General features: G+C 35.1%; 19 protein-coding genes. 16 read left to right on the forward strand and 3 right to left on the reverse strand.

All coding sequences use genetic code 11. The features are described 5' to 3' along the window. Window positions 1-107: 107 nt before the first annotated feature. Window positions 108-629, forward strand: coding sequence for a folate family ECF transporter S component (locus tag GXX20_02495; protein ID HHW30534.1), 522 nt, complete (start codon window positions 108-110; stop codon window positions 627-629). On the opposite strand, the gene GXX20_02500 is transcribed toward GXX20_02495, so the two are convergent. Together GXX20_02500 and GXX20_02505 are read right to left on the reverse strand one after the other, a co-directional pair. Then, window positions 619-1,695: an HD-GYP domain-containing protein gene (locus GXX20_02500; GenBank protein HHW30535.1), complete on the reverse strand. Its 1,077-nt coding sequence runs from the start codon at window positions 1,693-1,695 to the stop codon at window positions 619-621. The two genes, GXX20_02495 and GXX20_02500, sit on opposite strands and share 11 nt — an antisense overlap. 282 nt (window positions 1,696-1,977) lie before the next feature. Beyond that, on the reverse strand, window positions 1,978-2,307 hold the full coding sequence (locus GXX20_02505; protein ID HHW30536.1) for a carbohydrate-binding protein: 330 nt from the start codon (window positions 2,305-2,307) through the stop codon (window positions 1,978-1,980). Between the two features lie 189 nt (window positions 2,308-2,496). Here GXX20_02505 and GXX20_02510 point away from each other — a divergent pair, with 189 nt between their 5' ends. The 3 genes from GXX20_02510 to GXX20_02520 all read left to right on the forward strand — a co-directional run bounded on the left by GXX20_02510 (window position 2,497) and on the right by GXX20_02520 (window position 6,284). Next, on the forward strand, window positions 2,497-4,962 hold the full coding sequence (locus GXX20_02510; GenBank protein ID HHW30537.1) for an NTP transferase domain-containing protein: 2,466 nt from the start codon (window positions 2,497-2,499) through the stop codon (window positions 4,960-4,962). Window positions 4,963-5,459: 497 nt separating this feature from the next. Then, window positions 5,460-5,693, forward strand: coding sequence for a hypothetical protein (locus tag GXX20_02515; protein HHW30538.1), 234 nt, complete (start codon window positions 5,460-5,462; stop codon window positions 5,691-5,693). A 201-nt stretch (window positions 5,694-5,894) separates the two neighbouring features. Continuing rightward, window positions 5,895-6,284, forward strand: a complete 390-nt coding sequence (locus tag GXX20_02520) for a hypothetical protein (protein HHW30539.1) — start codon at window positions 5,895-5,897, stop codon at window positions 6,282-6,284. 179 nt (window positions 6,285-6,463) lie between these two features. On the opposite strand, the gene GXX20_02525 is transcribed toward GXX20_02520, so the two are convergent. Further along, a complete protein-coding gene (locus GXX20_02525) occupies window positions 6,464-7,699 on the reverse strand; it encodes a LysM peptidoglycan-binding domain-containing protein (GenBank protein ID HHW30540.1) in 1,236 nt (411 codons plus the stop codon). Window positions 7,700-7,933: 234 nt separating this feature from the next. On the opposite strand from GXX20_02525, the gene GXX20_02530 reads away from it, so the two are divergent. The 12 genes from GXX20_02530 (at window position 7,934) to recO (ending at window position 18,234) form a co-directional block, all read left to right on the forward strand. Next, window positions 7,934-8,650 (forward strand): DUF881 domain-containing protein, encoded by a 717-nt coding sequence (locus GXX20_02530; protein HHW30541.1) that lies wholly within the window; start codon window positions 7,934-7,936, stop codon window positions 8,648-8,650. Next, a complete protein-coding gene (locus GXX20_02535) occupies window positions 8,647-9,336 on the forward strand; it encodes a DUF881 domain-containing protein (protein HHW30542.1) in 690 nt (229 codons plus the stop codon). The genes GXX20_02530 and GXX20_02535 overlap by 4 nt, the downstream gene beginning before the upstream one ends. Window positions 9,337-9,464: 128 nt before the next feature. Continuing rightward, window positions 9,465-10,370: a delta-lactam-biosynthetic de-N-acetylase gene (pdaA, locus tag GXX20_02540; protein ID HHW30543.1), complete on the forward strand. Its 906-nt coding sequence runs from the start codon at window positions 9,465-9,467 to the stop codon at window positions 10,368-10,370. 41 nt (window positions 10,371-10,411) lie between these two features. Continuing rightward, window positions 10,412-10,729 (forward strand): sporulation protein YqfC, encoded by a 318-nt coding sequence (yqfC, locus tag GXX20_02545; GenBank protein ID HHW30544.1) that lies wholly within the window; start codon window positions 10,412-10,414, stop codon window positions 10,727-10,729. Window positions 10,730-10,750: 21 nt separating this feature from the next. Continuing rightward, complete coding sequence (gene yqfD, locus GXX20_02550; GenBank protein ID HHW30545.1) at window positions 10,751-11,950, forward strand: sporulation protein YqfD; 1,200 nt, start codon at window positions 10,751-10,753, stop codon at window positions 11,948-11,950. Between the two features lie 47 nt (window positions 11,951-11,997). Beyond that, complete coding sequence (locus tag GXX20_02555) at window positions 11,998-12,921, forward strand: PhoH family protein (protein ID HHW30546.1); 924 nt, start codon at window positions 11,998-12,000, stop codon at window positions 12,919-12,921. Between the two features lie 6 nt (window positions 12,922-12,927). Beyond that, window positions 12,928-15,231: an HDIG domain-containing protein gene (locus tag GXX20_02560; GenBank protein ID HHW30547.1), complete on the forward strand. Its 2,304-nt coding sequence runs from the start codon at window positions 12,928-12,930 to the stop codon at window positions 15,229-15,231. After that, window positions 15,215-15,700: an rRNA maturation RNase YbeY gene (gene ybeY, locus GXX20_02565; protein ID HHW30548.1), complete on the forward strand. Its 486-nt coding sequence runs from the start codon at window positions 15,215-15,217 to the stop codon at window positions 15,698-15,700. The genes GXX20_02560 and ybeY overlap by 17 nt, the downstream gene beginning before the upstream one ends. Before the next feature lie 15 nt (window positions 15,701-15,715). Beyond that, window positions 15,716-16,123, forward strand: coding sequence for a cytidine deaminase (locus GXX20_02570; GenBank protein HHW30549.1), 408 nt, complete (start codon window positions 15,716-15,718; stop codon window positions 16,121-16,123). A 136-nt stretch (window positions 16,124-16,259) separates the two neighbouring features. Continuing rightward, entirely contained in the window at window positions 16,260-17,162 is a 903-nt protein-coding gene (locus tag GXX20_02575) for a GTPase Era (GenBank protein HHW30550.1), read from the forward strand. Window positions 17,163-17,325: 163 nt separating this feature from the next. Beyond that, window positions 17,326-17,469 (forward strand): YqzL family protein, encoded by a 144-nt coding sequence (locus tag GXX20_02580; protein HHW30551.1) that lies wholly within the window; start codon window positions 17,326-17,328, stop codon window positions 17,467-17,469. 18 nt (window positions 17,470-17,487) lie between these two features. Then, window positions 17,488-18,234 (forward strand): DNA repair protein RecO, encoded by a 747-nt coding sequence (gene recO, locus GXX20_02585; GenBank protein HHW30552.1) that lies wholly within the window; start codon window positions 17,488-17,490, stop codon window positions 18,232-18,234. The last annotated feature ends 418 nt before the right edge of the window (window positions 18,235-18,652 follow it).

An 18,652-nucleotide genomic window follows, 5' to 3' on the forward strand; every position in this document is an offset into this window, starting at 1 on the left:
CACTGGACGAAAAATCCTTGAGATTTGCGGTGCTTTTATCGCATTCCGCTGCCACAAAAGAATTGTCTCTCTTTTGTGGCCTTGCTGCCTGAAGAGAGGAGAATTATATGAAAAATTCACGCATGCTAGTATTTATAGGCTTATTTATTTCATTGGACGTTATTTTAACCCGTTATTTAGCTTTTCAAACTCCCATCATTAGAATTAGTTTTGGTTTTCTTCCAATTGCATTATCAGGAATTATGTTTGGTCCGGTTATAGGTGGTGTAACTGGTATGGTTGCAGATATAATAGGTATGATTATTTTTCCAAGAGGGCCTTACTTTCCTGGTTTCACTATAAGTGCTTTTCTTACCGGCGCTATATATGGACTTTTTCTCCATAAAAAAGAAAGAAGCATTATTCGAATTATTATAACAGTACTGGTTATAACTGTCTTTGTGGATTCATTTTTAAATACCATATGGTTGATAATAATGGGGTTTGGCAATGCAGGAATAATTCTTCCCCGTATATTAAAAAACCTGATTATGGTGCCTGTACAAATAGTGACTATTTCTTTAGGATGGCGTTATCTTGGCAGTTTTATTGAGAAAGAAAAATTCAAAAGAGCGGATATTAAAGATTAAATAACCCTACAATAGTAATATTCCGTGTTCTTTGGTCATTACGAAGATCTAAGATATAGGGATCGACCAACTTATCATTCTCAAAAATAACCTTGACTTTTGGTCTCAGACAACAGTCCTTGTAGTTTTCAACTACCAGTGCAAGGCTGTTGTTACTGAGACGAACGCAGGTTCCATTTGGATAAGGAGTAATACGTTCAACAAAATATTTTACAATTTCCTTGTCAAATAGAGTTCCGCTACCGCCCATAATATATTCAATTGCTTCTGAAGGGAGTAACGCTTTTCTATACGGTCTGTCCGAAGTCATGGCATCATATATATCTGCAATTGAAATAATTTTGCCAAAAAGTGATATATTTTTCCCTGATAGTGCCATAGGATATCCGGCGCCATTGCATTTTTCATGATGCTGAAGTATTCCAATATACACAGATGCAGGGAAATGATTAGTGGATTTTAAATAATCATAGCCACTAAAAGGATGGGTTCTTATTATCTCACTTTCTTTTTTTGTTAATTTGCCTCTTTTATTGAGGATTTCTTTATCAATAAAAACTTTTCCTATATCATGAAGCAGAGATGAAAGAGCTAAATTGTACAATAAATTTTTATCAAGGTTTAAAGAAATACCAATAACGATCGATAATACTGATACATTCACAGAATGAAAATATGTGTATTCATCGAACATCTTTATATCAATCATATTAACTATTAGTTCTTTGTTTGAAAGAAGTTCTTCCAGTAGATTGTTAGCCAGGTTATAAATTTTTTCAATATCATCATTTGACAATTTTTTTTCCTGTTCGAGGGTCTTGTAAACTTTTTTTAAACCAAAAACAGTCCTATATTTTAATTCATCACTTATCAGACCGGAAATTTCAATGTCTTTTGAAAAATCATCTTCTATATAAATTCCGTTGTAACCATGCCGTTTTATTTTTTCAATATAGGAATTCTGTATTACAGTACCAGCATTTAAAAGAAGTTCACCATTTCTTCCAACTAGTTTTTTAGCTACTATTGATCCCTCTCTCAGGCAATTAACCGGTACAAATCTCATATTTAATCCTTCTTTGCTGGGAGTAATAAACAAGAAAATACTATAATACCATACAGTAAACTACAGAAAAATGCAAGAAATGCGAGTAATAATAAATTGAAATGGTAATGGGATTTTGGCGCAAATGCTTGCTAAAATGCCTGCATACGCATTTTTTTTAATTTATTCAAATCTATGCGCCAAAACCCATAAAATGACATAAACTACCAAAAAACAACATAAACTAAAAGAATTTGTGATTTTTATTGTTTATAATTCTATTACCGACAGATGGGAATACTATTAATGACTTACATTAAATACATAATTCTTGCCGGAATTATTATCCCAGTTACCAGCAGCATCCTTAAAACAAAGGTTCAATGTGCTGGAACTTTCAACTGGGATTAATGCTTCAAATCCTGTTTTGGTTTTTTTCATATGGTAATCACATACTCCATCCCATTTGCTTCCATAACCTACATGGGCATAAACCTGTGTTGCTCCACTTTTCGCAAGTAATCCATCGTAAGATATTTTTATTTTTTCTCCCACAGTAGGTATATTGGGGCTGATCATTACTCCATTCTCAATATATTCACAATTTTTAGCATTTTTTGATGTTAAGGACATATTTTAATCCTCCTTTCACAGATTTTATTATTCTCAAAAAGAAAAGTTAAATGCGAATAAAAATATGGTTATGTTAAAAAAATCACATGTAATTATGTGGGAATAGTAAATTGATAAAAGCAAATAATAAAGATAAATATTTAAAAGTCTTTTTATACTAGTCAAAAAAATCAGAGAGGATGGAAAAAAATGAAAGCTGTAATCATGGCGGGTGGAGAGGGAACAAGATTAAGGCCCCTAACTTGTAATCGCCCAAAACCAATGGTACCAGTTGGTAACAAACCTGTTATGGAACATATTATTGAGTTATTGAAAAAATATCAGTTGGTGGATATAGCAGTAACATTACAATACATGCCTGAACTAATTAAGGAATATTTTCATGATGGAAGAGAACATGGAGTAAATATAAGCTATTATATAGAAGAAAAGCCCCTTGGAACCGCTGGCAGTGTAAAAAACGCACAGGACTTTCTGGATGATACTTTTATTGTTATCAGCGGAGATGCTCTTACTGATATAGATTTGAAAAAAGCAATAGATTTTCATATTAAAAAAGGTTCCATTGCTACTTTGGTATTAAAAAGAGTCGACATACCTCTTGAATATGGCGTGGTAGTAACTGATGAGGAAGGGAGAATAATTAGATTTCTTGAAAAGCCAAGCTGGGGCGAAGTATTCAGCGATACGGTAAATACAGGGATTTATATACTTTCACCTGAAGTTTTAAATTATTTTAATAAAAATGAAATGTTTGACTTTAGCAGAGATCTGTTTCCAATATTATTAAGAGAAGGAAGACCAATGTATGGATACATTACAGAAGACTACTGGTGTGATATTGGGGATTTAAAAGCATATGTCCAAGCCCATGTAGATATTCTTCAGGGGAAGGTAAGTATTAGCATACCCGGCAAAGAAGCAGGAGAAAAGATATGGATCGGAGATGATACCGAGATAGGGGAGGATGTAAAAATTGAATCTCCTTGTATAATTGGACAGAACGTGAAAATTAAAAAAGGAACTTTAATAGGTGCATACACTGTAGTAGGAGATAATTGCATTATAGGAGAGCAGAGCTCGATTAAGAAAAGTGTTATCTGGGAAAATACATTTATTGACAGACAAGCGGAATTAAGAGGTTGTGTTTTATGCAAAAAAGTACACATGGGTTACAATTCATCAGCATTTGAATATTCAGTTATCGGAGAAGATACTACTGTTAAAGAAAATGCTATTATCAAGCCAAATATTAAAATATGGCCCAATAAGATTATTGAGAGCGGGGTTGAAGTTAACTCAAATCTAATATGGGGTTCAAAATCCACACGTTCAATATTCGGGAACAGAGGAGTTGCGGGTGAAATTAATGTTGATATTACACCTGAGTATGCATCAAAACTTGGAGCCGCATATGGTGCTTTGTTTAAAGGAAAGGGAACCATTGCAATTAGCTGTGACCATTCAAGAGCAGCTCAGATGCTTAAAATATCATTTATATCTGGAATACTTTCTTCAGGCATGGAAGTTATAGACTTTGGAAGTATGCTTTTACCTATGGCCAGATCTGCTATAAGGTTCTATAGGGCAGATGGAGGTATTCATATCAGTACTTCTTTTGAAGATAACCAAAGACTGTTTATAGATTTCTTGGATAAAAACGGAAGCAATATAGAAAGAGCCATGGAACGTAAAATCGAAAATGCATTTGCCAGAGAAGATTTTAGTAGATGTGAAGGAGATTGTATAAAAGGAGTAAAGACTATAGAAGGATATGGCGACTTTTATTTACGCAGCATAATCAATAGTGTAAAATCTGAAAATATGAACTTTAAAATAGCTGTGAACTCTCCTTCACATTTTATCAGCAGCTCTATTTCTTCACTGCTGGAGGAACTTGGATGCAGCGTAGAAGTGATGAATCTGCGTTTTATGAATACATTGACAATGCGGCAAAGTAATACTTCAGAAGACATGAATTCTTTTGCAGGCTTTATAAGGGATGGAAAATTTGACCTGGGAGTTTCCATTGGAGATAATTGTGAAAAAATGATATTGATAGACAGCAAAGGAAGAATAGTAAATGAAGATATGTTCATTGCCCTTATTTCACTGATAATTTTTAAAACCATCAAGGGCGGAACAGTAGTTGTACCCATCTCTGCAAGCCAGGTAGTAGAAAAGATAGCAAGCCAACATAATGGCAAAGTTATAAGGAGCAAAACATCCACTCAGGATATAATGAGTAAAATATGGTGCAACGGAGAAAAAGCAGAAATACTTGAGCAGTTTACAATGCGTTTTGATGCGATAGCAGGTTTGGTAAAAATACTTGATTTTATGAAGAATAATAATTATACGCTTTCAGAACTGGTAGATATGATTCCTGAAATTCACATGAATAAGAAAGAAGTTGAATGTCCTTGGGATGCAAAAGGTAAAGTAATCAGGCATATAATCCAGGAGCAAAGAGGGGAAAGTATAGAAACCCTTGAAGGAGTAAAAATTTATGAGAACGGGGGATGGGTCTTAGTATTGCCGGATGCCGAGAAACCTGTATGCAAGGTAATCAGTGAAAGTTATTCAGAAGAATTTGCTGAGGAGTTAGCCAGCGTATATGCTGATAAAATACGGGAAATAAGCAGAAATGCGTAGGAGAGAAGTCCATTATTGGCGGGAAGTAATATTATATGCTTCGGAAAATTACAGATAAATAAACAAAATAAAAGAATCAACATTATAAAGAATGTGATTCAATGAGAGTGCTTTTGAATAGGATTCGGGATCTATAATATTATTGGATTTAATTAAAGCCTTGATGGGGAGTAATACTCTGTCATGGCTTTTTTATTATTTATGATGACTATAACAACAGGGAAACCATGACAATAGCAGGAGTAGCTGAGACTACCTACACAAATTAAAACAACAGGCTTATCACAGAGACAACGGTAAGAGGGGATGTAACAGGGATCATCAGTTATTGTTATGACTATAACGGTAATCAGATATATAAGGGAACTGAAATACTGGAACTTGTTGATGGTGCAAGTACTGAAGGTCTTGGAATTTATGTATCAGGTCAAGATGCAGGTTCTGAGATTGCAACCATCAATGGGTATGATGGGCTAAACCGCCTTATAAGGACAACGGTGGGAGATAAGACTATTACCTATGCATATAATGGAGATGGATTAAGAACAGAAAAGGTTGTTAACGATGTTATAACTAAGCATATCTGGGATGGCAACCAGATAGTACTTGAGAGAGATGGAACAGGTATAGTTAAAGGAAGGTTCATAAGAGGTATAAATCTGATCTGTGCTGACGATGGTGCAGACTCGAATGAGAAGTGGTATCTGTACAATGGCCACGAAAGGTACTGAGTAATATATTTAGCTTCAATATACATAGAAAATAAAATGCTAATTGCCTTTAAGAATAAGGCATGTTGAAAGATCTGTAATTGCTTTTGATTAGAGGTCACACAGTTTCGGCTGGCGTGGCCTTTTTTCGTATCAATGCTTGACAATATGTAATACAATGTAACACAATTAAAACAAGCAAGAAATGCAGGAGGTGCAATAATGTCTACAGAAAAGGATAGTATGCTACGGGTAAGGCTTACACAAAGGCAGTCGGATGAATTGAATGCTATCATTGATGAGCTTCAGGCACAGATGCCGGAGGCAAGCGTTACCACATCAAGCATTGCAAGATATGCTCTGGAAAAGTATGTGAGCGACTATATCGCCAAGCGTGACGGTACCAAGATTTTTATTGAAGTTTCTACAGCAGATGCTACTGACGAGGATATAAAGAATCTCTACAACCTTCTTTTCAGGCTATTTGACGAAACAAAGGAGAATTACTCACCAACGGTTCATTATATGGTTGGGGAGATTTTAGAGCCTGTAATGATGAAGTTGGCAAGCCTCATGAAACCCAAAAAGCCGTGGATGAAGGCAAGTGAGTAAGAAAAAGTGTACATTGTCCACTGCCCTCGTTGTAATAACAGGACACTAACATATGGAAATACAATTTACATAAATATTTAACTCCCAGATAGAACTAAAATGAGGGAATCGGTTACAAAAGTCCCAATTTCCCTCATGTTGTTTAAGTTTAACTTATGTTAAATTATTTTCCCAGGATGCTATTTTCCGGCCGCTTCTTTAATGTTACTCTGGTGGTTCGGATCAACTTTACCGTCTAAATGCCTTGTGCTGTTTAAGAAGTGTACATCAAATACTCCATCAATTCCATTACCTTTTACCCAGTCTAAATTATAACCGGCACCATAATCTCCGCTTCTCCATGTGGTGTGAACTCCTCCTGGAGCTGCGTCATTACCTGCATGGGGCATATTAGAAGCACTTGCAGCAATCTTTCTGCCATTATATTTAATTATTACAGGACGAGTATTCCAGTTAAAACTTCCTCCCCATATTTCTTTCATAATATTTGTGTCATTTAAAGTTAACGTTTCGCAGTCAGCATGGTTTGCACCGGTGGTTCGCTTAGCCCAGAAAGATTTTCCTGTATAAAAATCAACAATTTCAAAGGTACTGCCTACAGGTAGAACATACTGAGCCTCTGTCCACCAATCAAGATATTCTCCATATTGTTCTCCCGGAGTTTCCTTAACGGGAACATGATGTACCGGTATTTTTAATATGTCCCCCGGATAAACATATGAATTTTCAGTCAGATTATTTGTTGATAACAACTCACTAAAAGGTATTCCAAAATCTATGGCTATATCCCATAAAATATCACCCTTTTTTACCGTATACCAGGTATATGTGATATATGGTTTTTTATCTTCCGTAGTATTATTGCTGCCGGAATTTGATGAAGAAGATGGTATTAGTACTTTCTGGCCTGGATAAATAACCGTATTTTTGTCAGCACCGTTATATGTCATCAATGTATTGATATCCACATTGAATTTCTGGCTAATGATCCAGTATGTGTCTCCCGGCTGTACTGTATATGAACCGGTTGTTTGTTCTTTAGCAGGAATATAAACCTTGTCACCTATATATAATATTGTTTTTTCAGTAGCGTTATTTGCTTTCAATAAAGAAGTAAGGCTGACCCCGTATTTTTGACTGATTAACCAGAAGGTATCCCCTTTCTTAACAGTATGAATATAACCGTAATCAGTTGGTATGGTTATATTTTGATAGGGATATATTATAGTATTCTCAGTTGCATTATTAGCTGCCATCAGATATTTAAGGGGAACTCCATGCTTTTGGCTGATAAGCCAAAATGAGTCTCCTGGCTGCACTACGTAGTCAATACTCTGAGCATTTCCTGTCCCGGGAAAACTTAAAAGGAAGATCAGGCTGAGAATTCCTGCTATAAAAAGTTTTCTGAAGCTCATTGAATAAACCTCCTTTAAAAGTTTACATAATACATGTTCGACACCAGCCCACCATTTCCTTTATGAAAATATTGGCATCAAATTTTATTGATATTTACTAGACCAGTAATAACATTTATAATAAATATAATAAGGCGTAAGTTCGTCCGCCCACTTGAAATGAGCAAGCGTAAATTCCAATAGTGAAATTTTTTACGCTGCATTATAAAAATTAAAGGCAGAACAGGAGAAAATATGCGCCGAAAAGAGTACAACTTTGTATTATTTATAGCTTTTATAATTCTGGGAATATTGGTTGCTGTTCAGTTCCGCAGCACTATATATTTTAATAAGCAAAGAGCCCAGAGCATGCTGGATGCCGAAAAAGTACTGGAACAATTAAACAGGGAAAAGGCTCTGGAAACTGACCTCAGGGGTCAAATTGAAGTTGCTTTGGCTCAAAAAGAAGCAATTGAAAAGACTTTCCTGGAGGAAACCTTTGACTGGGAACTGAATAAAGAATGGGAAATAATAAGGTTGAAAGCTGGACTTGTAAGTGTTAAGGGAGAAGGGATTCAAATAACCTTGGATGATGCTCCGGCAAAAGTAGGAGGAGACCCTTACAGGTTAATAATTCATGACCAGGATATAAGGATAATTCTTAATGAACTGAAAAATGCAGGCGCACAAGCCATATCCATTAATGGTGAAAGAATTGTAACAACTAGCGAACAGGTATGTGCCGGCCCTATAATTCTGATTAATGGTAACAGGTATCCTGTACCTTATGTAATAAATGTAATCGGGGATGCGGACAGGTTATATGAAAGCATGATGGCGAGTAAAAGAATTAATATAATGAAACAAGATAAGATAAGAGTTGATATAAAAAAGGTTAATGAGATAACAGTACCAGGTTTTAGTGGCAATATACAAAATTTGATTTCGGGTCTGGAGGAAATTAAAAAATGAAAACAGGCAGGAATATTGCAATTACAATTGTATGTATAATTCTTGGAATAATGCTTGCATGGCAATATAAGAGTATTAATTTCAACCAGAGTATTGCCAGTACACAAAACAAAAGAACAGAAGAGCTGATGAACGAACTTATAAAGCAGCAAAATACAAATGCTGAACTAAGAAGCAGATTACAGGAATTAAATGATTTAGTCAAGCAGTATGAAAATGCCAGAGCCGATGATGATGAGTTTACTAATACATTAAAGGAACAGCTTGAAAAGGCGAGAATATATGCTGGGCTTACTGATGTAAAAGGAAAAGGAGTAATTGTCACTCTTGATAATAATGGATTTGTAGATGTAATAGATAATGATATCCTTGATGTTGTCAATGAACTCAGGGCAGGTGGCGCTCAGGCCATTTCTGTTAATGATGAACGCATAACCGCAATGAGTGAAATCAGATCAGCAGGAAATTATATTGTAATAAACGGCAGGCAGATGGTGGCTCCATTTGTTATAAAGGCTATTTCTGACCCGCGTGATCTTGAAAAAGCTTTAATGCTAATTGATGGTGTTATTGAAAAATTACAAAAATATCAATTAAAAGTAAGTGTTAAGAGGTCGGATAATATCGTCATTCCAAAAGCAAGAGATGAGGTAATAAAAATTAATCTCCTTACCCCTGTTAACTAAAATCATGTTATTTTTTTATCTCTAAAGTAATATGAATATAGATAAGGACACATTTATAATATCAGGAGGCTTGTATTGTGTTTAAGAAAAGAGCCCTAATGTCTTTTATCATATTCATACTTATCAGCATGCTTTCAACCATGTTTTCAGGATGTAAAAATATAAAGGGCCAATCAAAAAGACAGTCATATTTAAGTGATCTGGGAGGAGTCTATTCATCAGATATTGATGATATCGATTTTAGCCTTGAAGTAAGCGGAAGACTTACTGAAGCAGAATATGCCAGTGCTGATACTGAATCGGGAGAACTTCCGGTTGAAACATCCTTAGTATCAGAAAATTCGGGCAGAGACAAAATCAGAAGTTGGGGTATAAGAAGAAAAGAAGGAAACCAACCCCCTGACGCAGACCCAGGGGCTCCTGAATTATTAAAAAAATACAATTCATTGTACATAGGGGATACATCAAAAAAAGTAGTTTATCTTACTTTTGATGAAGGTTATGAGAATGGTTACACCCCCAAAATACTTGATGTACTCCATGCCAATAATACAAAAGCAGCTTTTTTTATTACAGGCCCCTATCTGAAACAACATCAGGATCTCGTAAGAAGGATGGTTGAAGAAGGACATATAGTAGGGAATCATACAATACATCATCCCAGTCTTCCCACCATAAGTGATTATGAAATTGAAGAAGAGGTTCTTGGCCTTGACAGGGCTTTTCGGGAAAAATTTGGGAAGAGTATGAAATACCTTAGGCCTCCTAAGGGTGAATACAGTGAAAGAACTCTCGAATTGACCAGTAAGCTGGGTTATCGTAATGTTTTCTGGAGTTTTGCCTATGATGACTGGTACAGAGATAAGATAAGAGGACCTCAATATGCTTATGATATAGTGATGCGAAATCTCCATAACGGAGCAATTATATTGCTGCATGCTGTTTCAAAAGATAATGCCGATGCTCTTGATATGATTATTAAAGGTATAAAAGAAAGAGGTTATACTATAGGAACCCTTGACGATATTGAATAAATGTCATAAATATTTTTCTTTTGAAATAAAGAGGTAGTTTGATGGCTGCAAATAGAATGAAAAAGAATGTTCACCGTAAAGATGAAAAGCCCAAAGTAAGATTAAAGGAAAAAATAACTGAAGCTCTTGAGCTCCCAAAAGAGGTTATATTAAATATACCCAAGATAACTATATTCGGGTGTAAAGATATACTTATAGAAAATTACAAGGGAATTATTGAATATGATAATGAAAGAATCAGGATAAATACTGGTTCTGGTGTCATTAAAATAACCGGAAGTAATTTAAACATAAGAGAAATTACTTCTGAGGATGTTATTGTAAACGGAATAATCGATTCAATAGAGTTTCTCAGATAGCAGAAACCATGGAGGAGACTTATGCTGCTTCTTAAGCTGTGGAACTTCATTAGAGGCTATATTGTTATTTGTGTAGAGGGATATTTTCTGGAGAAATTTCTGAATATTTGTACCCATAGGCAAATTTTTCTTTGGGATATAAAAAAGCACAAGGGAACCAGTCTTATAATGAAAATCAGTATAAGAGGGTTCAGGGCTTTACGCCCGATTGCAAGAAAGACAAAGTGCAGAGTGTCTATTATAGATAAAAAAGGATTGCCCTTTATGCTTAACAGATACAGAAGGAGAAAAACATTTGTTGCCGGGGCTTTTATTTTTATAGCGGTAATATATTTTTTAACTTCATTTATCTGGGAAGTCGAAGTGTCCGGAAATAAAGAACTGGACCAGCAATATCTATTGGACAGACTCTCTGCGGTCGGAGTGAAACCGGGGGTAATAAAATATGGAATAGATACTGATAAAGTCGTAAACTATTTAATGCATAATATTAAGGAACTGTCCTGGGTAAGTGTTTCTCTGAGAGGTACGAAGGTAAAAGTTGAAGTAGCCGAAAGAAGAGAGATACCTGAGCTTATTGATATTAATACACCATGTGATATTGTAGCGGCAAGAGATGGTATTATCAAAAATATAATAGTTAAAAACGGTGTAGGAGTGCAAAAAGCGGGAGATACCGTTGTAAAGGGGCAGGTACTTATTTCTGGTTTAATACCCATCAGAGGTACTGATGGGGAAGTAAAGCCGGTTCATGCCATGGGTTCTGTAATTGCGAGGACCTGGTACGAAGAAAATGTTAAAGTGAGCCAGCAGGTTATAGAAAAAGTTAGAACGGGAAATTATGTAGACAATATTTATATTTCCTTAATAATCAAATCATTTAATTTAATTAACAGAGAGATAAAATTTGAAAACTATGATAAAATAGAGATAAAAAAAAGAGTTAAACTTGGAGAAGATATTATACTTCCTCTTGAATATGTAATCGAGAGGTATTATGAGGAGAAAGATGTAATTAAGGAAATAGATATTGAAGAAGCTAAAGAGCTTGCCGCTATTGAGGCGGAAAAAAATGTACTTGAAAAAATCCCCGACAATGCTAAGATAGTAAAAAGTGATTTGGAATATATTGATTTAGAAGATGGTACAACTATTGCAAGAATGACGGTGGAATGTGAAGAAGAAATCGGGGTAAAAAAAAGATTGGAGGAAACTGATTGAGCAATCTAACAGAAAAAACCATCAAGTTTGATAGCATAGAACAGGCTATGAGCCTGTTCGGGAATTATGATGAGAATATTAATCTGATTGAAGAGAATATAGATGTTAAGCTTATATCAAGAGATAATGAAATAAAAATAGTGGGAAATGAAGAAGACGCAAACACTGCAAAGGCAGTAATAGAGCGATTAATTGAAATAGCAAAGCAAGGAGACGAGATTACAAGGCAGAACGTTTTATATCTTACCCGCCTTGCAAAAGAAAAACAGTTTGGGGAAATAAAAGATTATTTAGTAGATTATATTAGTATCAGCGCACGGGGAAGGCAAATAAAGCCTAAAACCCACGGACAACAGATATATGTTGATTCAATAAAAAGAAATGATATAGTTTTTGCCATAGGTCCGGCTGGGACAGGCAAGACATTTTTAGCTGTAGCAATGGCTGTTACAGCATTCAAAAATAAAGAGGTAAGCAGAATTATCCTTACACGGCCGGCTGTTGAGGCTGGTGAAAAACTGGGTTTTCTTCCCGGGGACCTGCAAAATAAGGTTGACCCATATCTTAGGCCACTTTATGATGCACTTTATGAAATGCTTGGAACAGAGACTTATCAAAAGTATCTGGAAAGAGGTATAATTGAAGTGGTGCCTCTTGCCTATATGAGAGGCCGTACCTTGAACGACTCTTTTATTATATTGGACGAAGCTCAGAATACCACTCCTGAACAAATGAAGATGTTTTTGACAAGAATTGGCTTTGGTTCAAAAGCCATAATAACCGGCGATATAACTCAAATTGATTTGCCCTCTGATAAAAAATCTGGCCTAAAAGAGGTAACTAAGATAATAAAGGATATTAAAGGCATAGATTTTGTATATCTTACAGAAAAAGATGTTGTAAGACATGAACTAGTTCAGAAAATAATTAAAGCCTATGAGAGATATGAAAATAAAAATAAGGATAAGTAATAAACTATGGGTAAGAAAAGATTAAGAAAAACTAGGGAAAGTCATAATAAGATTAATCAAAATCATGCTGGTAACAAGTTTAAAACTATAAGGCAATATCTGAAGAGTAATAACTTTTACAGACTTTTGATTGGCTTGTTAACTACTCTTATAGTGTATGTACTCATTCAGAGTGGTGCAGCACCGGTAAAGTATGACATTAAACCGGGAGATATATCTAACTATGATATTACTGCGCCCAGGGATATTGAAAACTACGCCAAGATGGAGGAAAATGCAAGGAAGGCTGCCGAAAGTGTTCAGCCTGTTATTAAAAGAATTGAAAATGCAGATTATGAATTATTGAATAAGGCAGATGAATTCATATCAGGAATAGAAGGAGCAAGGTTAAATGTAGAAAAAGTGCTTCAGGAACAGGGAATAGGTCCAGGTAACAGAAATTACAGAGAAAAGCTTCAAGAAGCCCAAACCCTTGAAACTGAGAAACTGTGGGAGAAATTGCAAAGAATGGACTTTGCCATATCCCAGGAACAGGTATTTTACCTAATTGCTAAAGTAGAGAAGGAGCAGTTGGAATTATTTTCTAAGACTACCAGAAATATTTTATATAATACCATGAAAGAAGAAATAACAGAAGATAATCTTGAAAGCAAAATAATTCAATTTCAGAATCAATTTAATAATTCTGCTGACTTAAACCTTGATTTGAAAAATATAGGAAGCTTGTTGATCAAGTCTATACTCAAACCAAATAGTGTTATTGATATCGAATTAACAGAAGCTAAGAGAGAAGAAGCGGCACAAAATGCCATGTCGGTTAAGGTAATAATTAAAAAGGGTTCCAGAATTTTGAGTATAGGTGATACTGTAACAGAAGATAAATACAGAGTACTTCAGGATTTGAACCTCATTGAAACAGGTAAATTTGATTATTCTTTTGCCTTTGGAATATTTGTGGTAGTTTTACTGGCCTCTGCCCTTGTTATAGTTTTTATGAATTATAATTGCCCGGATATTGTTCATTCCCTGAATGACATAATGGTCTTATCGGTTATTATAGTATTGACGGTTTTATTAGCCAGGGTTATTAATGAATTTTCAGCATTGCTAATACCGATTTTTATTGCGCCAATGCTTATATCCATATTGTTAAATGTGGAGCTTGCAATAGTAGTGAATTTTGTATTGTCTGTATTATTATCATTTATTACAAAAACAAACACACCTTTCTTATATATGTCTTTAATAAGTGGGACCCTTTCTGCATTTATAGTATCAAAAGCAAATCAAAGAAGCAAATTATCGTTGTCAGGGATATTTGTAGGCTTAATAAGCGCTCTGACTGTTATATGCATAGGTCTTGTTGAAAAAGCAGAAATAAAAACACTTTTATACAACAGCCTTATTGTTCTTATTAATGGTATGGTATCTATTATATTTACAATAGGCATTTTACCATTTATGGAAATAGCCTTCAAAGTAATAACACCTCTTAAATTACTTGAGTTGGCTAATCCGAACCAGCCTTTAATTAAAAGGCTTTTAATTGAAGCACCCGGAACCTATCACCATAGCCTTATGGTCGGAAACCTTGCTGAAGTTGCCACAGAAGCCATAGGAGGAAATGCGCTTCTGGCAAGAGTAGGGGCTTATTATCATGATATTGGGAAATTAATAAGACCTAACTTTTTTATAGAAAACCAACTTTCAGACAATCCTCATGACAAGATGTCTCCTAACCTAAGTACTCTTGTCATTACTTCTCATGTTAGTGACGGAGTGGCTTTGGCACAAAAATATAAAATTCCAATGGCAATAACAAATATTATTCAGCAGCATCATGGAGATACTATAGTAGCATATTTTTATCATAAAGCATTAAAAAGTAGCAAAGGGGACCTTGTCAAACCTGCTGATTTTAGGTATGATGGACCAAAACCCGGTACAAAGGAAGCAGCGGTGGTAATGCTTGCTGATTCGGTGGAAGCTGCCGTGAGATCTATGACAGAGAAAACCGAAGGCAAAATAGAAGGCCTTGTAAGAAAAATAATAAAGGACAAGTTGGATGACGGCCAATTGGATGAATGTAACCTGACATTAAAAGACCTTAATATAATTGCGAAATCTTTTATGCAGGTTTTCAGCGGATATTTCCATGGGAGAGAGGAATACCCAGAACTGCACGAAAAAAGACGGAATATAATAAACAGCTACCAGGATGATGAAAATAAAGAGGAGAATGAATATAACTCTTTAACACAAAGTAGGGAAAAGGAAGAAGGTTGCAAATATAATGGAAATATTGGTTGAAAATAATCAGGAAAAGGTTATTTTTACAGATTCTTTGAAACAGCTGATTACTAAGGCTGTTAAACTTTGTTTAGAAGAAGAAACCTTTACAGAAAATGTAGAGGTAAATATTCTTTTGGTTGATAATGAAAAAATCAGGGAAATGAATCATCATTTCAGGCAAATAGATGCCCCTACTGATGTATTGTCATTTCCTATTCTTGAAATGGTTGATGGAAAACTTATAGCAGGTGTTGGAGATTACAACTATGATGGAGAAACATTACTGCTGGGAGATATTGTAATATCCCTGGAAATGGCCAAAGCCCAGGCAGAAGAGTACGGGCATTCTTTTGAAAGAGAATTGGGATTCTTGGTTACTCACGGTATGTTTCATCTTTTAGGTTATGACCATTGTAATGAATTAGAGGAAAAGAGAATGATGGACAAGCAGGAAAAAGTTCTTAAAGTTATGGAACTTACAAGATAATTTTGGGGGAATATTATGAAAAACGAAGATTTGGTCAGAAAAGCCATAGAAGCTAAGGATTTGGCTTACGCGCCATATTCCAAGTTTAAAGTAGGTGCGGCACTATTAACTGAAGATAATACTTTATATACAGGAGTCAATATTGAAAATATTTCTTTCGGAGCAACAGTTTGTGCTGAAAGAACGGCAATATTCAAAGCAGTGTCCGAAGGAAAGAAAAAAATCGCCAAAATAGCAATTGCCAGTGATGATGAAGGATTTATATATCCTTGCGGAATTTGCAGGCAGGTAATCCTCGAATTTGGGACTCCTGAGACAGAAATAATATGCAGTAACGCAAAAGGAGAGAAGGAAATATATAAATTAAAAGAGCTTCTTCCTAAAGCTTTTAACCAGATATCAAGAAGTCACTCGTTTCTATAAGCGGGAGCTGAGTTGATGCGAATTTAATAACAACCTTGTTCAGCGGGAGATTGCAAGACTCCCACTGAATCCCCAAGCGAAGCGAGTTTGCTAAAGATGATATAGATTTAATAAATAGGATGGAGGCACAATCATTATGGCATTTAAATCAGGTTTTGCAACTATAGTTGGAAGGCCGAATGTAGGGAAATCTACCCTGGTTAATAGCCTTGTGGGTGATAAGATATCAATTATTTCCAGCAAACCCCAGACTACCAGGAATACTATAAAAGCAATTGTATCAAAAGAAAACTACCAGATAATATTTGTTGATACTCCCGGTATTCATAAACCCAAAAATAAGCTTGGTGAGCACATGGTTACATCTGCTATCGGGACACTGGAAGAAGTAGATGCGGTTATAATGATGGTTGAAGCTACTGATTCCAAGCCTGGACCGGGTGATTTATATATTTTGGAACAGTTGAAAAAGATAAGAACACCTGTATTTTTGTTAATAAATAAAATTGATTTAGTAAATAAAGAGCAAGTCCTAAACGTAATAAATCAATATAAGGATTTGTTGGACTTTCAGGCTGTAATTCCTATATCTGCATTAAATTTGGATGGTATTGATGAAATAATAAAAGAATTACTTAAAGTCATACCTGAAGGTCCTAAGTATTTTCCTGACGATTCTGTTACAGACCAGCCTGAAACTTTGATAGTTGCAGAATTTATCCGTGAAAAAGCTCTGCACTACTTGGAAGATGAAGTCCCTCATGGTATTGGCGTCGAAGTGACCAGCTTTAAGGAAAGGAAAGATAAAAACATTATAGATATTCAAGCAAATATATACTGTGAAAAAAATTCACATAAAGGAATATTAATTGGAAAGAATGGCAGTATGCTTAAAAAAATTGGTTCAAGTGCAAGAATGGATATTGAAAGACTTCTTGGTGCTAAGGTTTTTCTTGAACTATGGGTTAAGGTAAAAGAAGACTGGAGAAATAGCATTTCCATGCTGAAGACTCTTGGGTATTCATCCTACGATAAGTAATTATATTTCTACCTGTAACATTTTTCGTAGAATTGCAACGAAATATTTTCAAGTATACAAAAAGTTTTTTTGGTGTAATATAATTATTGAGGGTAAATATTCAACATAATTAACAAGGACAATTCTTACAAAAGAAAAGAAGGGGGATTCAGCCTACATGTTGATAAGAGATTATTCTTGGAGATTGTTTGAAATGACAGGTGATATAAATTCTTATATGCTGTACAAAGAGGCTGGAAAAACTGGTAAATCCAATAAAAATAAAACAGGAGAACAGCAGGGTACAGATATCGATTTAAAAGAATAAATCCCTGGAAAAAATTAAATGGCTTATTTGAGGATAAAAGGTATTGTTATAAAACAAGTTGTTTTTGGGGAAGCCGATTTGATTATAACAGTGCTAACCAGCACAAGAGGAAAAATAACAGCTTTTGCAAAAAACGCCAAAAGACCCAGAAGCAGGTTGTCTGCTGGCGCGCAGCTTTTGTGCTATAGTGATTTTGTTTTATTTAAGGGCAGAGATATATATTCAGTCAATTCTTGTGAGGTCATTGAACCTTTCTATAATATTAGAAATGATATTATTAAACTTACATATGCCGCTCACATGTTGGATATAATTAATGACAGTGTTCAGGAGAACCAACCTGCTAATAAGGTGTTACAGCTTTTTTTGAACTCTTTACATATGATTGCTAATACTGATAAATCACCTGAATTGGTTGTCAGGATTTTTGAACTTAGATTGCTTACCATTCTGGGCTACGCCCCACATGTAAAAAATTGTATTGTATGCGGTGGAGATTTCAAGGAAGGATGTAACTTCAGCTTTAATAAGTGCGGATTTATATGTAAAAATGCCACATGTATTACGGAAGATAAATCAGCACTGGATATAATGAAGGGGACGGCTAGAACGATAAATCATATTGTTTTAGCGCCCATAAAAGAATTGTTTAATTTTGATGTATCTCCGGAAGTACTTAAGGAATTGAAAATAGTGTCAAGCAAATATTTAAGAGACAGACTGGAAAAAGATTATACTAAATTGGATTTTTTAAAGATATTATAAATTAGATTAATATTTTCACTAATTGAAACCGATAAGGAATAAAATGCAGAATGCACTTATTGAATAGTTGATGGATAAAAAATTTATAATTGATTATATGAAACTAAAATTGATATAATTAAATTCATAATGATATCTTCTCTTAAGATTATTGTTGTTGCAGCAGACTCGGTTATATGCTTTAACCAGACATCAAGAAGTCTCTCGCTTCTTTAAGCGGGAGCTGAATAGATGCAAATTATAATAACAACCTTGTTCAGTGGGGGATTGCAAGACCCCCACTGAACCTTGTGCGTGTGCCACGCATGGCACGTAGCTAGGCGGTGAAAGTCCGCTGTGGGGGCAGGCAGTTGCCAACCACTAGCAGACGGCAAGGGTGTCCATCGCGAGGTGGAATCTGAAGGAAGCCGGAAGCAAA

This window comes from Clostridiaceae bacterium, assembly GCA_012840395.1.
Classification (GTDB): Bacteria; Bacillota; Clostridia; order Acetivibrionales; family DULL01; genus DULL01.

What these genes read in the sequence shown, in the direction of transcription:
- GXX20_02495 (HHW30534.1), top strand. Translation starts at nt 108, where the DNA reads ATGAAAAATTCACGCATGCTAGTATTTATAGGCTTATTTATTTCATTG.
- GXX20_02500 (HHW30535.1), bottom strand. Translation starts at nt 1,695, where the DNA reads ATGAGATTTGTACCGGTTAATTGCCTGAGAGAGGGATCAATAGTAGCT.
- GXX20_02505 (HHW30536.1), bottom strand. Translation starts at nt 2,307, where the DNA reads ATGTCCTTAACATCAAAAAATGCTAAAAATTGTGAATATATTGAGAAT.
- GXX20_02510 (HHW30537.1), top strand. Translation starts at nt 2,497, where the DNA reads ATGAAAGCTGTAATCATGGCGGGTGGAGAGGGAACAAGATTAAGGCCC.
- GXX20_02520 (HHW30539.1), top strand. Translation starts at nt 5,895, where the DNA reads ATGTCTACAGAAAAGGATAGTATGCTACGGGTAAGGCTTACACAAAGG.
- GXX20_02525 (HHW30540.1), bottom strand. Translation starts at nt 7,699, where the DNA reads ATGAGCTTCAGAAAACTTTTTATAGCAGGAATTCTCAGCCTGATCTTC.
- GXX20_02530 (HHW30541.1), top strand. Translation starts at nt 7,934, where the DNA reads ATGCGCCGAAAAGAGTACAACTTTGTATTATTTATAGCTTTTATAATT.
- GXX20_02535 (HHW30542.1), top strand. Translation starts at nt 8,647, where the DNA reads ATGAAAACAGGCAGGAATATTGCAATTACAATTGTATGTATAATTCTT.
- pdaA (HHW30543.1), top strand. Translation starts at nt 9,465, where the DNA reads ATGCTTTCAACCATGTTTTCAGGATGTAAAAATATAAAGGGCCAATCA.
- yqfC (HHW30544.1), top strand. Translation starts at nt 10,412, where the DNA reads ATGGCTGCAAATAGAATGAAAAAGAATGTTCACCGTAAAGATGAAAAG.
- yqfD (HHW30545.1), top strand. Translation starts at nt 10,751, where the DNA reads ATGCTGCTTCTTAAGCTGTGGAACTTCATTAGAGGCTATATTGTTATT.
- GXX20_02555 (HHW30546.1), top strand. Translation starts at nt 11,998, where the DNA reads ATGAGCCTGTTCGGGAATTATGATGAGAATATTAATCTGATTGAAGAG.
- GXX20_02560 (HHW30547.1), top strand. Translation starts at nt 12,928, where the DNA reads ATGGGTAAGAAAAGATTAAGAAAAACTAGGGAAAGTCATAATAAGATT.
- ybeY (HHW30548.1), top strand. Translation starts at nt 15,215, where the DNA reads ATGGAAATATTGGTTGAAAATAATCAGGAAAAGGTTATTTTTACAGAT.
- GXX20_02570 (HHW30549.1), top strand. Translation starts at nt 15,716, where the DNA reads ATGAAAAACGAAGATTTGGTCAGAAAAGCCATAGAAGCTAAGGATTTG.
- GXX20_02575 (HHW30550.1), top strand. Translation starts at nt 16,260, where the DNA reads ATGGCATTTAAATCAGGTTTTGCAACTATAGTTGGAAGGCCGAATGTA.
- recO (HHW30552.1), top strand. Translation starts at nt 17,488, where the DNA reads ATGGCTTATTTGAGGATAAAAGGTATTGTTATAAAACAAGTTGTTTTT.